The following is a 14,824-nucleotide window of genomic DNA, read 5'->3' as shown; positions in this document are numbered from 1 at the left end:
GCAAAATAAGCGCCAGATTATATGTCATATCTTGAAATTCACGAAATTTGGATGCAAAAACAACAATTCTTCCCAATACTGCATTCACACATATTTAAAATGCGATCCGGCGCTTAAGTATTAGAATGCGTGAGAATTTTTAGTGCATGCTTTTGACTGAGCTTTTATACTAAGGTTCCGTTAGCTTCGGCAGTAACAAACTGAGTTTATCCTAGTTGATAACAGGATAGGATTTTACGGGTATTCAGGAAGGAAGCCTCATGCAGCAAATCTTAAACCAATTCAATCATGTAGTGGCTATCGGTGGCGGCCACGGTCTTGGACGTGTACTTTCATCACTCGATTTTCTAGGCAATCGTCTCACAGGTATTGTTGCTACGACGGATAATGGTGGTTCTACAGGTCGATTAAGAGCCGAGCAGGACTGCATTGCTTGGGGTGATTTGCGCAATTGTTTGTCCCAACTTGCTCATCGTCCTTCTGTCGGCTCACAATTATTTGAGTATCGCTTTCAGGGCGAAACTGAACTCAGTGGTCACAATCTAGGTAATTTGATGTTGCTCGCCTTAGATAAGTTGTGCGTTAGGCCCCTCGAAGCCGTCAATCTTATTCGGCATATGCTTAAAATTGAGACCAATATCATTCCGATGTCGGAGCAACCAACCCATTTGGTGGCATTACGAGCGTCCGGCTCAAAAGTGTTTGGTGAAGTGAATGTCGACAAGATGAATGAAGCTCCCATTGCACTATGCCTTGAGCCACAAGTTGATGCGACAGCCGAAGCCTGTGAAGCCATTTGCCGCGCGGATCTGATTATCTTGGGACCTGGCAGTTTTCTTACGAGTGTGATGCCACCTCTCTTATTACCCTGCTTTGCTAAAGCATTAGCAATGACAACCGCGCCAGTAGTCTTTATCGATAATCTGAATGAAGAAACTTCGCCAGCAGGCCAGTTTAGTATTGAGCAGCGCATAGCCTGGTGCCATCAAGTAATTGGTAAACCCGTGATCACTAAAGTGCTGCGACATTCGGAACAAGTGCGTTTAGGCACCCTAGTTAATTATTTTCCCTTAAAAAATCGTCATAATCCGCAATTGCATGATCAGGCTAGTCTGCGTGATGCGCTTAACGCCATACTGCGGATAAAGTCAGAATTATCTTTAGAAACATTGGCTTCGTAATTGTTGTCTATACTGATAAACCATAAAACTTAAGTTTATCGACCGCATAAAAGTAAAAGGACAGCCTAAGCTGTCCTTTTTCGTGAGCCTCTTTTAAGTTAGAGGATTTGAGCAATCGCCTTACAGATCACAGGCATATTAGTTTTGGTCATACCCGCCACACTAATGCGACCCGAGCCGACGATATAAATGCCGAACTCGTCTTTCAAACGGGCAACCTGTGCTTTATTTAAGCCGGAGAAGCTAAACATACCGTTTTGACGGGAAATAAAGCTAAAGTCCTGTGTCACACCTTCATCTTTTAAGCTTTGTACAAATAGCGTACGCATCTCGGCAATACGTTCACGCATTTCGGTCAGCTCTTGTACCCAAAGGGCTTTCAATGATGCATCACTCAGAATCGTACTCACAATTAACGCGCCATGGGCTGGTGGATTTGAGTAATTTGCACGAATAGTACGTTTCACTTGGCTAAATGCACGCACCGCTTCATCGGCATTTTGTGCAACCACAGTCACGGCGCCGATACGCTCGTTGTATAAACCAAAGTTTTTAGAGAATGAATTTGCGACCAATAGTTCTGGTACTTTTGACGCAACTAAGCGTAAACCAGCAGCATCTTCTTCAATACCAGCACCAAAACCTTGGTATGCAAAGTCGAATAATGGAACTAATTGCTTGTCCGCACAGAGATTAGCGACTAATTCCCATTGGGTTAACGTTAAATCAATACCCGTTGGGTTATGACAGCAACCGTGCAGTAGAATAATGTCACCCGCCTGTGCATTGGCGAGATCTGTCATCATGCCATCAAAATCAATATCGTGGGCACTGGCGTTGTAGTAACCGTATTCTTTAACCGTCAAACCCGCAGTTTCAAAAATATTTTGATGGTTTGCCCAAGTTGGATTACTTACCCACACAGTGCGCGATGGCGTATTACGCAATAAGAACTCGGCAGCAATACGCAGTGCACCTGTACCACCAGGCGCTTGAGCCGTTGCTGCTCGGCCAGAAGTCACGAGATCACTACCTTCACCAAATAGCAGCTCTTGTACTACGCGATTATAGGTTTGAACCCCTTCTATCCCTAAATAGTTTTTAGTTTTCTCTTGCTCAAGCAATAGGGCTTCAGCTTTCTTCACTGATTGCAATACTGGAGTCTGCCCTGCTTCATCCTTATAAATGCCAACACCAAGGTTGACTTTATCTTGGCGCGGATCGGCCTTAAATGTATCGGTTAAACCAAGGATGGGATCGGCGGGTGCGAGTACTACCTGAGAGAAAATCATGACTACTTATCCTAAATGTTCACGTGTAGGGGGAAAATTCAGCTTATTTATACCACTGTCTTAAGAGAGGGAATAGCGCCTATTACCGCTTCTTAAGGAAATAGTTTGGCTATTATGGATTGATTAAAATAAATAACAACTAAATGAGAGATCATTTATGTGAAAGCTGAATTTTTTGAAAAATATGATTTTTTAGAGGCAGATCACTATCGCTTCAAGAGTGGCTTTAAAGTTATAAACTTGAAATTATTGCCAATAAAAAAGGCCTAACAAATGTTAGGCCTTTTTATGTTATGGTACCCGAGGCCAGACTTGAACTGGCACGCTGTTACCAGCGAGGGATTTTAAATCCCTTGTGTCTACCGATTCCACCACTCGGGCAAACTCTTTATATTAACGACAGTAATCTTATCATTAATACTTTAATCTATGGAGGCGCGACCCGGAGTCGAACCGAGATCGACGGATTTGCAATCCGCAGCATAGCCATTCTGCCATCGCGCCAAATTTCCAAACTCGTAAAGAGTTGGAGCGACATATCGGGTTCGAACCGATGACCTATACCTTGGCAAGGTATCGCTCTACCAACTGAGCTAATGTCGCATCGATGTCATAGAGTAACGTTACTACGCTTTCCCCTGACTGCGGATTGGCATTCTACCGATTTAACCTTCAGAGTCAATCAACAAATTTGAAATATTGCGCTTAACCACACTGTTTGCCCAATATTCAGCCATAGCGATATAAACTTGCCGATAGAATCAACAATTCACGGATTTGCTCAATAACAATGTCCAGATAAATTGTTATTCAACATAATTGAAGTGTAAAGAATCCACCTTCTAAAGAAGGTGGCTTTGTTTTAACCCCCTAAAAGGGGGCCTTTATTCAAGAGCAAGTTGACCCTGCTCTTGCCGCTCTACTTTCTCTTGATGCCTAACGTATCTACGGATTATTTCCTCGTTAATTCCAATCGAATCGACGAAGTATCCTCTCTGCCAAAAATGATTTCCCCAAAGTTTATTCTTACGTAGGTAAGGAAATTTACTGAATATTTTCAAAGCTATCTTACCTTTTAACGCCCCCATTAAATTCGATATAGATATCTTCGGAGGTACCTTCACCACTAAATGAACATGGTCAACTTGAACATTTAGCTCCATGACTATGCATCCCATTTGATGGCAATAAACCTGAATGCATCGATAAACCTCTTTTCCGACATTACCTTTCAATATCCGAAAGCGGTACTTTGGTGTCCAGACTATATGATATTGACATCGCCAGAACACATGCGATGCTTGCTCGTATCTACTCATGTTATTTGCCTCTTTTGACTTCGCTAAAAATCAAAGATGCATTTAACATGGGTAGGTATACAGGCAAAGCCTCAAATGATGATAACCACCTACTGAAGTAGGTGGTTTTGGGCTAAAAATAAAAAAAGCGCCCTCTCAGGCGCTTTCTCGTTGTACTTCTGTCTGTCGCAATTAAGCAGGCAGAGACAGCGTTGTTAAGCCTAACATCGTTTGCATCACACCGACTACTTGGCAGCTGTAACCAAATTCGTTGTCATACCATACGTACAGAATGGCGCGTTTACCTTCGGCGATGGTCGCTTGAGAATCAACCACGCCCGCATAGCGAGAACCCACTAAGTCGCTTGATACGATTTCAGTTGAGTCTGTGTAGTCGATTTGGTTCTGCAAGGGTGATTGCAGCGCCGTGTCTTTTAGGTATTCGTTCAATTCGTCTTTGTTGGTCTCAGCATTTAAGTTCATGCTGATGATTGCCATAGACACGTTTGGCGTTGGCACGCGAATCGCGTTGCCTGTCAGTTTACCCGCTAATACTGGCAGAGCTTTAGCAACCGCTTTAGCTGCGCCCGTTTCAGTGATCACCATGTTTAATGGTGCACTGCGACCACGACGGTCAGCACTGTGGTAGTTGTCGATCAGGTTTTGATCGTTTGTATATGAGTGAATCGTCTCAACGTGACCATTCTCGATACCGTACTTATCGTTTACCGCTTTCAGTACTGGTGTAATGGCGTTAGTGGTACAGCTCGCAGCTGACACAATGATGTCTTCTGGCGTAATGTCGCCTTCGTTCACACCGTAAACGATGTTCTTGATGGCGCCTTTAGCAGGCGCTGTCAGTAATACTTTGCTTGCACCAGGGCTCTTCAAGTGTAAGCCAAGGCCTGCTTCGTCTTTCCAAATACCCGTGTTGTCTACCACTAAGGCATCTGTAATACCGTATTTGGTGTAATCCACTTCATCTGGTGAGTTTGCGTAAATTACTTGGATATAAGTACCGTTAGCGATGATGGCGTTGTTCTCTTCATCCACTTCAACAGAACCGTTAAATGGACCATGAACAGAGTCACGACGCAGTAAGCTTGCGCGTTTTTCTAAATCGCCCTTCTTACCACCACGTAATACGATTGCACGCAGTCTTAACTTGTTGCTGCGACCAGTACGTTCGATCAGTAAGCGCGCTAATAAGCGGCCAATACGACCAAAACCATACAACACCACATCACGCGGAGCGATATCATCAGCATGATCAATCGCAGCCGCTAATTCGCGTGCCATATAGCTTTCAATTTCGTTGGTATCAGTATGTTCAGCCCAGTATTTGACAGCAAGCTTACCAATATCCACTTTACATTGTTTAACAGCGAGTCTGCTTAAGGCTTGAACAAACGGGAAACTCTCGCGTAAACGTAATTTCTCGCCGACATGACGACGAACTAAACGGTGCGCTTTAATAATCTCAATAGTAGAAGCATTGAGTAATGGCTTACCATAAACCACAACTTCGACGCCTTGGTTACGGTATAACTTGCCCAGCAAAGGTTGCATTGCCTCTGCCATTTCAAAACGTTCTTGCCAACTTTGTAGGTGTTTATCAGCGCTCATTTACAGATCCTTTATCTCACTTTTCAATAAAATATATTGAAAGGTTTGAGTAACATGACGAAAAGACCAATAATCTTATGTAGGTTTTAGGGAAAACCCTCTGTTTTGGTCGGCGCCATTGTAATGAAAACTGACCCAGCTTGCTAGTAAGATATTTTCTGTAAATCTGTAATTTTATTAGAGAAAATTGCATTTTGGAGCGTATTTTGAGACAAAATCTAGTAATAATTACATCATTTACCCTCGCGATAAGCCTTTTCGGTTGTGATAATGGCCGAAATATCGAAACGATTTGTAAAAATAATCCTGAAATTTGTGCCGATTTGCATAAGGATGGCTGGTGTTTAGCCGAAAAAACAAAGTTGATCCAAAGTCGATACGATCTAATGGACAATAAAAATCCAACAGGCAAGCAACTCTATCAACAGTTAACTTACCTCGAGGACTATAGTCGATGTATTGAATTGGCCTCAGGCGTTCAGCACATTATCCACACAAGCCGCACAGCTGATAGAGCCAGAGCCTTTCGACTAAGTACACAAAATTTGAGTCGGTTGCAGGATGAAACCCGCGAGCGCCAAGACCCGTTTATGTCTTATTATCAATGGACACGTTTTGGTGACACGGATGCGTTAAACCGACTCTTGGCGCAAGAAAATGCTGGCGAAGTCACTGAGCCATTTCTTTTAGCGCAAATAGCCACCTACTACAGCAACCGTAATGCCATCAAAGCGCAACAACTCTACCTTACTGTGTTCGCAGAGATCCAATACGCTGACTTTGATCCAAATTGGTTGCTTGGGCTCGCTGCAGCCTATCGCCAAACCCAAGCGCTTGAAAAAACTTACATGCTGACAAAAGCCAATTTACTACTTACGCAGCAGAAGTATTCTGAAGATAAGATGCTAGCCTTAATCGGTGGCAACAAAACGCTGGCGACAAGATTAGATGAATACGCCCAGAACTTGATCAATGCGTTAGAAAATGGCCTCTATTCGACTAGTCCGGTTGCGCTCTGGCTTGCTCCACCTCGGACAGAGGTAACACCGCCAGCGGCAACTCCCGTCGAACCAGAGAAGCCAAACTCGCCTTAAGGCTTGGGCCTTGAGTAACGTCGGCAAAATGTTTGCCATCTTGTAATTTTTTATCCAAATGCAGTGCTGAAAAAGGTGTTTTCGCGAGCAATGTAAAAAAAACACCTAATTTGTTAACCAAATCCCGGCAAAATAGCCGAATTAACTTGACGATAGCTGTCAGTTTGGTAATTTTACTACCAGTTGAATTTTATAATCACCAGAGGGATATGAGATGACTATCCGTGTTGCAATAAATGGTTACGGCCGTATCGGTAGAAACGTATTACGCGCCCTGTACGAAAGCGAAAAAGCTTACCCAATCAAAATTGTTGCCATCAACGATTTAGGCGACGCTTCAATCAACGCTCACCTGACAAAATACGATTCTGTACATGGTCGTTTCAATGCCAAAGTTGAGCATGATGCGGAAGCAATTTATGTTAACGGTGACAAGATCCTCACTTTCCAAGAGCGCGATCCAGGCAAATTACCTTGGGGCGACCTACAAGTAGACGTGGTATTTGAATGTACCGGTATCTTCACTTCTAAAGATTCTGTTCAACCGCATTTAGCCGCTGGCGCAAAGAAAGTGATTATCTCTGCACCAGGCAAAAACGTTGATGCAACCGTCGTTTACGGTGTGAACAACAATGTGTTGACCGCGGATATGACAGTTATCTCTAACGCGTCATGTACCACTAACTGCTTAGCGCCTTTCGCTAAGCCGTTAAATGACGAAATTGGTATCGAATCAGGTCTGATGACCACCATCCACGCGTATACCAACGACCAACGTTTATCTGACGTATACCACACAGATTTACGCCGTGCCCGCGCAGCGGCACTGTCGATGATCCCAACTAAAACTGGCGCTGCCGCGGCAGTAGGTTTAGTTGTGCCTGAATTACAAGGTAAATTCGATGGTTTAGCGGTACGTGTACCGACTGTTAACGTGTCTTTAGTGGATTTATCTTTCATTGCATCACGTGACACAACCGTTGAAGAAGTTAACGCCATCATCGAGCGTGCAGCAAGCGTAGCACCACTGAGCGAAGTATTGGCCGTCAACAAAGAGCCATTGGTATCTATCGACTTTAACCACAATGCGTTTTCATCTAACTTCGATGCGACGCAAACCCGTGTTAACGGCCGTTTAGTCAAAGTAATGGCTTGGTACGATAACGAATGGGGCTTCAGTAACCGTATGTTAGACAACGCGGTTGCGTTAATGAACGCTAAATAATCTCGATTAGCGATTTAGCTAAAGCCCTGCAAATGCAGGGCTTTTTGTTATTTTCCGTATGGCAACTGCAATTAAAAAAATATCCCCGCAAAGCGGGGATATTAATGTTGAAACTCGATGTGCGACTAAAAGCGCTTAGGCATTACCCTTCACTTTCATATTGAGCGTTTTAGCGAAATCGAGCATACGGGTCAGCGGGATTAACGCTTTCACTCGCAAGTCTTCATCAACAAAGATCTCATGGGTGGTTTTGTCGCTATCACTTAATGACGCTTCAATGGCTTTTAAGCCATTCATTGCCATCCAAGGACAGTGGGCACAGCTCTTACAGGTCGCACCATTACCGCCAGTCGGCGCTTCGATTAAGGTTTTACCCGGCGCCGCTTGTTGCATTTTGTAAAAAATACCGCGATCGGTCGCGACAATAAAACGCTCGTTAGGCATGGTTTGCGCAGCTTTGATCAACTGACTGGTGGAGCCGACAGCATCCGCCATCGCCACCACACTCGCGGGTGATTCTGGGTGTACCAAAATTGCTGCGTCGGGATAAACGCTTTTCAGATCACGCAGGGCATTCGCTTTAAACTCATCGTGAACGATACAGTCGCCCTGCCACATCAGCATCTCGGCGCCCGTTTGTTTGGCAATATAGCTGCCTAAGTGACGGTCTGGGCCCCAAATAATTTTTTTGCCTTCGCTGTCTAAATGCTCAACGATTTCAAGGGCAATACTCGAGGTCACCACCCAATCGGCACGGGCTTTTACCGCCGCAGACGTGTTGGCGTAAACCACCACGGTATGGTCTGGGTGCGCATCACAGAAGGCGCTGAATTTATCGATGGGGCAACCTAAGTCTAATGAACAGGTCGCCTCCAAGGTTGGCATCAGAATGGTTTTTTCTGGGCTTAAGATTTTGGCAGTTTCCCCCATAAACTTCACCCCAGCGACGATTAACGTCTTTGCGGGATGATCGCGGCCAAAGCGCGCCATTTCAAGTGAGTCAGAAACACACCCACCAGTTTCTTCAGCCAACGCTTGAATTTCAGGGTCGGTATAATAATGGGCAACCAATACCGCATCCTTTTCAATCAGCAGCTGCTTGATACGTGCCTTGTAGTCCGCCTTTTCGGCATCGGACAGAGGAATTGGCTTAGGCGGAAACGGATAATCAATAGTTTCGATTGTTGGGGCAAATGGGCTGGGGCTCATAACAAATCCATCAGGATAACAACGTTCGCGAATTATACGTAATTGGGATCAAAAGATTAACCCATTTATGGCCTGCGAATAAAAAAGGACGCTAAATTGCGTCCTTTTTTGCTGGATTGGCTGTAAGTATTGGCTGACAGCCGACTAACGCATGGCTAATAGCATATCCTGCGGTTGCTCAAGGTATTGTTTCCAAAGGTTACAGAAACGAGCAATGGTGCCGCCATCGATAACGCGGTGATCGCCAGACCAACTCACTTGCATGATCTGGCGCGCTTCGACTTCACCTTTCGCATTAAAGCGCGGCAAGGTTTGCAACTTACCAAGCGCAACAATCGCCACCTCTGGCTTATTGATAATTGGTGTTGCGACTGTGCCACCCAATGCACCAATATTCGAAATCGAAATCGTGCCTTCTTTAAGATCCGCTGGTGCCACACGGCCGTTACGCGCAGCAGTGGTTAAGCGGGTGATCTCGGCAGCCACCTCAAGAATACTCTTATCTTGCACATCCTTCACATTTGGCACTAACAATCCCACTTTCGAATCTACTGCCATACCAATGTTATGACGCGCCTTGTAGGTGATTTCCGTACAATCAGCATTCACTTGGCTGTTAAGCACAGGGAACTGCGTTAAGGCTAATGACATGGCCTTCATAAAGAATGGCATCATGGTCAACTTAACTTCGTCGGAGGAATACTTGGCCTTCATGCTTTCACGCAGAGCGACTAAGTCTGTCAGATCAAACTCTTCGCAATAGGTGAAGTGTGGAATGGTTGATACCGATTCGACCATCATTTTCGCCATCACGGCTTTCACGCCACGGATAGGCTCAACAATGTCACCCCGTGCAGAATTTGCCACGACGTTAGAGACGGTTGATTGAGTCACACCTGATTGAGTCGGTGCTACAGCCACTGGCGCAACGGCAGACACAGCGCCGCCCTGCGCTTGGAAGCGAGTAATGTCTTCCTTATATACTCGGCCATGTTTGCCACTACCAGGTACGCGACTTAAATCGATATCTAAGGCACGTGCCATACGGCGAACGGCTGGGCTGGCTAAGGCTTTACCTTGGCGAGCAGACTCTTGCACCACACTTGCACTCGAACAAGCTGCTGGAGCGGTATTCGCAGCGCCGACGCTTGCTTCCTGTGCATGGCTGACCGGCGCACTAACGCCACCTTCAACCTCAATCGCAAATAGTGGCGCATGTACTTTCGCTAACTGGCCCTTACGGTAGTGCAACTTGACAATTTTGCCCGCTTTGATGGCGGGGATTTGCACTAAGGCTTTATCAGTCATCACATCGGCGATGGGTTGGTCTTCCACCACAGTATCGCCTTCTTGGACTAACCATTCGACCAGTTCACACTCAACAATGCCTTCACCAATATCGGGCAGCAGGAACTCTTCGACGCTGGTACCCGCCACGCTGGCTTGGCTTGCAGATGCTTGAGTAGATGTGTGTGCTTCAGGTTGAGACGCAGCAACAGGCGCAGCTTCGTCAGACTCAACCTGCACGGCATACAGCGGTGCATGCACCTTAGCAATATCGCCTTTGGCGTAATACAACTTAGTCACGACTCCTGCAAAAGGCGCCGGAATTTGCACTAAGGCTTTGTCGGTCATCACATCGGCGATGGGCTGATCTTCCACAATCGTGTCGCCCTCTTGCACCAACCACTCGACGAGTTCGCACTCGACAACGCCTTCACCAATGTCCGGCAAAATAAAATCTTTAATCATACCGGACTCCTAGAAGTTCACTGATGCCTTAATGGCTTCAAAAGTTTTGAGCGCATCGGGCATATATTCTTTTTCGTGGACCAGTGGATATGGGGTATCTAGACCACATACACGGCTGATGGGTGATTCTAAATACAAGAAACACTCCTGCTGAATGGTGGCCGCAATTTCACCCGCAAAACCACCCGTTAATGGTGCTTCATGGTTGATCAGTAAGCGGCCTGTCTTCTTCACAGAATCGGCAACGGTATCTACATCCCAAGGCGCGAGTGTACGCAGGTCGATAATTTCGCAGGAAATCCCCTCTTTTGCTGCCATGTCGGCCGCTTTTTCGATGATTTCCATCTGTGCGCCCCAAGCGACTAAGGTGATATCTTTCCCTTCACGCACCACTTCGGCTTTACCCAGCTCGATGTCATAATCGCCCGCAGGGACTTCTCCCACAGAAGCACGGTATAAACGCTTAGGCTCGAAGAACACCACCGGGTTTTTATCGCGAATAGAGGCTAATAATAAACCTTTGGCTTGAGCAGGATTACGCGGCACAACCACTTTTAAGCCTGGGGTTTGGGTAAAATAGGCTTCTGGCGATTGTGAATGATAATGGCCGCCCGCAATACCGCCACCATAGGGTGTGCGGAACACTAGACTTCCCACATTAAACTCATTACCGCTGCGGTAACGGAATTTAGCCGACTCGTTTACGATCTGGTCAAACGCCGGAAAGATGTAATCAGCAAACTGGATTTCCGCTACGGCAGTCATACCATTAGAGGCTAACCCGTTGGCAAAACCCGCTATACCTTGCTCAGTCAGTGGCGTGTTAAAGCAGCGGCTGCGACCAAACTTTTCCTGTAAACCTGAGGTTGCGCGAAACACGCCGCCAAAGTGGCCAACGTCTTCACCAAACACCACCATGCGCTCATCAGCTTGCATGGCGATTGACAAGGCCTCATTGACGGCCTGTAACATATTCATTTCTGCCACGGCTTATAGCCTCCCTGCACTTTTGGGATAGGATTGCGGATATTTTTTGATGTGTTCTTTAAGATCGCTCAGTTGCTTTTTAAGCGCAGGCGTTGGCTTGTCGTACACGTCTTCAATAATCTCATCCAGCATAGGGATAGGTAATTTTTCCGCGACTTTAACGGCGGCTAACACTTCTTCACGGTACTTTTCGTAACGCTGGGCATCATCGGCCTCGGCTAACCAGCCTTTATTAATCAGCCACAACTTAAAGCGTTTGACTGGATCGTGTTGTTGCCATTTCGCCTCTTCTTCTTTTGAGCGATAGCCAGAAGGATCGTCAGAAGATGAGTGGGCGCCCAGACGATAAGTCATAGCTTCAATCAACACGGGGGCATTGTGTTCAATCGCATAGGCGCGCGCTTGTTGAGTTGCAGCTAACACTGCCAGCATATCGTTACCGTCGACACGAATAGTGTGCATGCCGTAACCCACGCCACGACTGGCAATACCGTTACCGGCAAATTGCTCTTCCGTTGGGGTAGAAATGGCATAACCATTGTTACGGCAGAAGAAAATCACGGGGCATTTTAACACCGCCGCCATATTCAATCCGGCATGGAAATCGCCTTCCGATGCAGCGCCTTCACCGAAATAACAGACAGCAACATTACGTTTCCCCTGCATTTTCAGGCTATAACCGACACCTGTCGCTTGCGGGATTTGCGTGGCCAGTGGCGATGAAATGGTTTGGTAGTTTAACGCCGCGCAGCCATAGTGAATTGGCATTTGGCGACCTTTACCTAAGTCCTTCTCATTGCTGAACATTTGGTTCATAAACTGTTCAGTGGTAAAGCCGCGATAACGTAGCGCCGCATGTTCACGGTATTGCGCGAGGATCACATCTTCTTGATCAAGTGCGGCCACGCTACCGACGATCGCCGCTTCTTCACCCGTACAGGTCATATAGAAGCTGATCCGTCCCTGACGCTGTGCGCCAAGCATACGTTCATCGAGTACCCGCGTGAATACGCAAGTATCGTAAATTTTGGTGGCTAAGGCTTCATCTATTACAGGCAAAACCGCGGTTTCATAGGTAGTGCCGTCTGCTTGTAGAATTCGAAGGATAGGAATGTGAAGCGATGCCTTATCCAAGAAGCCGACACGATGCACTGTATCAGTGTTGAGTGTTGCTTTGCTCATATTGTGCTCTTGTTATCTCGTTACGCAGCAGAAGAACCACTGCGCCTAATTTATACGAATATGCCGGATGAACATTACGTTAACGTAAACTACCTATCAACCGTTGGCACAGTTCAAACGACAACTAATCCCCTGTGGGCATGTATATAATGCTTTACAAAACTAGCGAACATCTGGCGCAACTGAAGGGATCAGGCAAATCACAGTGCGATTGCCGATGGGCACCTTAGCATTGGGGAAGACAATCGCTTCAAATTCCTGTTCGACTTTAATTTCCTGCCCACCCTCTCGGGCCAATACAAAGCCTTTCGGGAACGATCGAAAGTTTTCGACATCAGTTGCGAAGGTAAATTCAAAATCATCAAAATGTTTGTTGATCACCCGACACACTTGATACAGATTCACCTTATCCGCTGAGAATGGCTCAAGCGCTAAGGGTTTGTCTGTGATAAGACGCATAAACATCTCTTGGGCGGCAATAAAACGCGTCATATCGTTTTGGCCCATGGGATACACTTTACCTAATTCAATGGTAAAGGCATCGGCGCCATACTGCTCGGAGGAAAAATAGCTAAAGGTGGTTGTCGGCTCATGGTGAAATAACACAGTATCGACGCCACTGGCCGCTAAAAACATGATTTGCTCGGCGCTGTAAGCACGGCCGGGACGATAGGGATAAATCGCAAACTTTTCGTGTTTTGACGCCCGCATCGCCGTGTGTAAATCGTAGTGAATTCGCTGGCGCCCTGAGGCTGCGCCCTTATAGAAGCGGTCAACATAGGCTTCTAATTTTTTCGCCCGCACCCGCTCAGGATTCACTAATCCCGGTGGATTTGAATGCTCGCCACTAAACAGACGATTCATGTTCTCGTCGATAATGCGAGTGCCGTTATTAATCGCTAAAGGGTTACCAATAAGAAAGAGCGTGCGTTGTTTGGCGATGATTTTTTGTTGGAGAAGCTGTTTGATTAAGGTATTGCAGAGTTCGATGGGGGCGGTTTCATTGCCGTGGACACCGCAGGAGAGAATGACATCCTTACCTTGGGCTTGTGCAGGCTCAAAAACGATGACGCCCGTGTCCCACACCTCTACTCGAGTATGTTCCCCTAAGGCGAAACTAAACTCATCCCCGAGGGTTTCAGGATTAGCGAGGGTCAGCGCGAGAAAATCCTTCGAATCTAACAGAGCTTGTAACACAGAATTCTCCTTATAATAGCGTGTTAAAGACGGGAGTGATGGCAATAACTGCCTGTTTCATGGCACTTATCGCTACCCGCCTTAAAAAGCGCATCCATACTAACACAAGTTTTTGGGCCGTTACTCTGTCATTCTGGTCAAACAAGCGCATTTCGCGGCAAAACAACAGCATCTTAGCCGCATTTGGTCGACATAGGATTAATTTTGTCGACACACTTGCTTTTAGGCATGAGTTTTATCACAATCCTTAGCCATCTAGACTTCTATCAGGATTTATCATGGCGTTAGCAACTTTCGGTGCCGGCTGTTTTTGGGGCGTGGAGTATTTCTTTAGACAAGTCAACGGCGTGACCAACGCGACCTGCGGCTATATGGGTGGCAATAACGAAGCGACCACCTATGAGGAAGTCAAAAAAGGTAAGACAGGCCATGCTGAAGTCGTGCAAGTAGAATTTGACCCTGCGATTGTCAGCTACGACGAGTTACTGGATGTGTTTTGGAAAAACCACAACCCGACCACGCTCAATATGCAGGGCGGCGATATTGGTACTCAATACCGCAGTACCATTTTCTTCCATGATCGTGAGCAAAAAGCGGCGGCAGAAGCCTCAAAACTGGCCTTTGCCCGTTCAGGTCGTTGGGGATTGCGTCATATCGTCACTGAGATTGTGCCGTTACAGCAATTCCATGTGGCAGAGGAATATCATCAAAACTATATCGATAAGAATAACTTACCGAGTTGCCATATCGAGTACTAGGCTTAGCGATTAAGCTCAAACCT

At 46.2% G+C, this 14,824-nt stretch carries 13 protein-coding genes and 3 tRNA genes; 4 read left to right on the top strand and 12 right to left on the bottom strand.

The window, feature by feature from the left end:
- The first annotated feature begins 260 nt into the window (after positions 1–260).
- Entirely contained in the window at positions 261–1,181 is a 921-nt protein-coding gene (locus CEQ32_RS04370) for a YvcK family protein (RefSeq protein ID WP_088585563.1), read from the top strand.
- Positions 1,182–1,279: 98 nt separating this feature from the next.
- Here CEQ32_RS04370 and CEQ32_RS04365 read toward each other — a convergent pair whose 3' ends face one another.
- The 6 genes from CEQ32_RS04365 to CEQ32_RS04340 form a co-directional block, all read right to left on the bottom strand.
- On the bottom strand, positions 1,280–2,473 hold the full coding sequence (locus CEQ32_RS04365) for an amino acid aminotransferase (RefSeq protein ID WP_037418524.1): 1,194 nt from the start codon (positions 2,471–2,473) through the stop codon (positions 1,280–1,282).
- Positions 2,474–2,767: 294 nt separating this feature from the next.
- Positions 2,768–2,854: transfer RNA gene (locus CEQ32_RS04360), tRNA-Leu, on the bottom strand.
- 49 nt (positions 2,855–2,903) lie between these two features.
- A tRNA-Cys gene (locus CEQ32_RS04355) sits at positions 2,904–2,977 on the bottom strand.
- Between the two features lie 23 nt (positions 2,978–3,000).
- Positions 3,001–3,076, bottom strand: a tRNA-Gly gene (locus tag CEQ32_RS04350).
- 281 nt (positions 3,077–3,357) lie between these two features.
- Entirely contained in the window at positions 3,358–3,792 is a 435-nt protein-coding gene (gene tnpA / locus CEQ32_RS04345; protein ID WP_039978090.1) for an IS200/IS605-like element ISShes8 family transposase, read from the bottom strand.
- 171 nt (positions 3,793–3,963) lie between these two features.
- Entirely contained in the window at positions 3,964–5,397 is a 1,434-nt protein-coding gene (locus CEQ32_RS04340; protein WP_023267065.1) for a glyceraldehyde-3-phosphate dehydrogenase, read from the bottom strand.
- A 206-nt stretch (positions 5,398–5,603) separates the two neighbouring features.
- Here CEQ32_RS04340 and CEQ32_RS04335 point away from each other — a divergent pair, with 206 nt between their 5' ends.
- A complete protein-coding gene (locus CEQ32_RS04335; RefSeq protein ID WP_088585562.1) occupies positions 5,604–6,491 on the top strand; it encodes a DUF2989 domain-containing protein in 888 nt (295 codons plus the stop codon).
- A gap of 214 nt (positions 6,492–6,705) precedes the next feature.
- The gene (gap, locus tag CEQ32_RS04330) at positions 6,706–7,716 is read left to right on the top strand and encodes a type I glyceraldehyde-3-phosphate dehydrogenase (protein ID WP_037418518.1); all 1,011 of its coding nucleotides are present in this window, start codon (positions 6,706–6,708) and stop codon (positions 7,714–7,716) included.
- 135 nt (positions 7,717–7,851) lie between these two features.
- On the opposite strand, the gene nadA is transcribed toward gap, so the two are convergent.
- From nadA to CEQ32_RS22865, 6 genes are all read right to left on the bottom strand, one after another.
- Complete coding sequence (gene nadA / locus CEQ32_RS04325) at positions 7,852–8,925, bottom strand: quinolinate synthase NadA (RefSeq protein ID WP_037418516.1); 1,074 nt, start codon at positions 8,923–8,925, stop codon at positions 7,852–7,854.
- Between the two features lie 144 nt (positions 8,926–9,069).
- Entirely contained in the window at positions 9,070–10,677 is a 1,608-nt protein-coding gene (locus CEQ32_RS04320; protein ID WP_088585561.1) for a dihydrolipoyllysine-residue acetyltransferase, read from the bottom strand.
- A 9-nt stretch (positions 10,678–10,686) separates the two neighbouring features.
- Positions 10,687–11,664 (bottom strand): alpha-ketoacid dehydrogenase subunit beta, encoded by a 978-nt coding sequence (locus CEQ32_RS04315; protein ID WP_088585560.1) that lies wholly within the window; start codon positions 11,662–11,664, stop codon positions 10,687–10,689.
- Positions 11,665–11,667: 3 nt separating this feature from the next.
- Positions 11,668–12,846 (bottom strand): thiamine pyrophosphate-dependent dehydrogenase E1 component subunit alpha, encoded by a 1,179-nt coding sequence (locus CEQ32_RS04310; protein WP_037418510.1) that lies wholly within the window; start codon positions 12,844–12,846, stop codon positions 11,668–11,670.
- Between the two features lie 162 nt (positions 12,847–13,008).
- On the bottom strand, positions 13,009–14,043 hold the full coding sequence (gene astE / locus CEQ32_RS04305) for a succinylglutamate desuccinylase (protein WP_069454931.1): 1,035 nt from the start codon (positions 14,041–14,043) through the stop codon (positions 13,009–13,011).
- A gap of 10 nt (positions 14,044–14,053) precedes the next feature.
- Complete coding sequence (locus CEQ32_RS22865) at positions 14,054–14,257, bottom strand: hypothetical protein (protein ID WP_146128715.1); 204 nt, start codon at positions 14,255–14,257, stop codon at positions 14,054–14,056.
- Positions 14,258–14,321: 64 nt separating this feature from the next.
- Between CEQ32_RS22865 and msrA the strand changes: the two genes are divergently transcribed.
- Positions 14,322–14,801 (top strand): peptide-methionine (S)-S-oxide reductase MsrA, encoded by a 480-nt coding sequence (gene msrA / locus CEQ32_RS04300; protein ID WP_037418505.1) that lies wholly within the window; start codon positions 14,322–14,324, stop codon positions 14,799–14,801.
- Positions 14,802–14,824: the final 23 nt, after the last annotated feature.

It is taken from the genome of Shewanella sp. FDAARGOS_354, assembly GCF_002209245.2.
Taxonomy (GTDB): domain Bacteria; phylum Pseudomonadota; class Gammaproteobacteria; order Enterobacterales; family Shewanellaceae; genus Shewanella; species Shewanella xiamenensis.
Note: the sequence above shows the minus strand (reverse complement) of the source record. Positions and strands in the feature narration are given on the sequence as shown.

Bases quoted from the DNA above. Each gene is read 5' to 3' on its own strand.
- CEQ32_RS04370 (WP_088585563.1), top strand. From the start codon at position 261: ATGCAGCAAATCTTAAACCAATTCAATCATGTAGTGGCTATCGGTGGC.
- tnpA (WP_039978090.1), bottom strand. From the start codon at position 3,792: ATGAGTAGATACGAGCAAGCATCGCATGTGTTCTGGCGATGTCAATAT.
- msrA (WP_037418505.1), top strand. From the start codon at position 14,322: ATGGCGTTAGCAACTTTCGGTGCCGGCTGTTTTTGGGGCGTGGAGTAT.
- CEQ32_RS04320 (WP_088585561.1), bottom strand. From the start codon at position 10,677: ATGATTAAAGATTTTATTTTGCCGGACATTGGTGAAGGCGTTGTCGAG.
- CEQ32_RS04340 (WP_023267065.1), bottom strand. From the start codon at position 5,397: ATGAGCGCTGATAAACACCTACAAAGTTGGCAAGAACGTTTTGAAATG.
- CEQ32_RS04310 (WP_037418510.1), bottom strand. From the start codon at position 12,846: ATGAGCAAAGCAACACTCAACACTGATACAGTGCATCGTGTCGGCTTC.
- gap (WP_037418518.1), top strand. From the start codon at position 6,706: ATGACTATCCGTGTTGCAATAAATGGTTACGGCCGTATCGGTAGAAAC.
- nadA (WP_037418516.1), bottom strand. From the start codon at position 8,925: ATGAGCCCCAGCCCATTTGCCCCAACAATCGAAACTATTGATTATCCG.
- CEQ32_RS04365 (WP_037418524.1), bottom strand. From the start codon at position 2,473: ATGATTTTCTCTCAGGTAGTACTCGCACCCGCCGATCCCATCCTTGGT.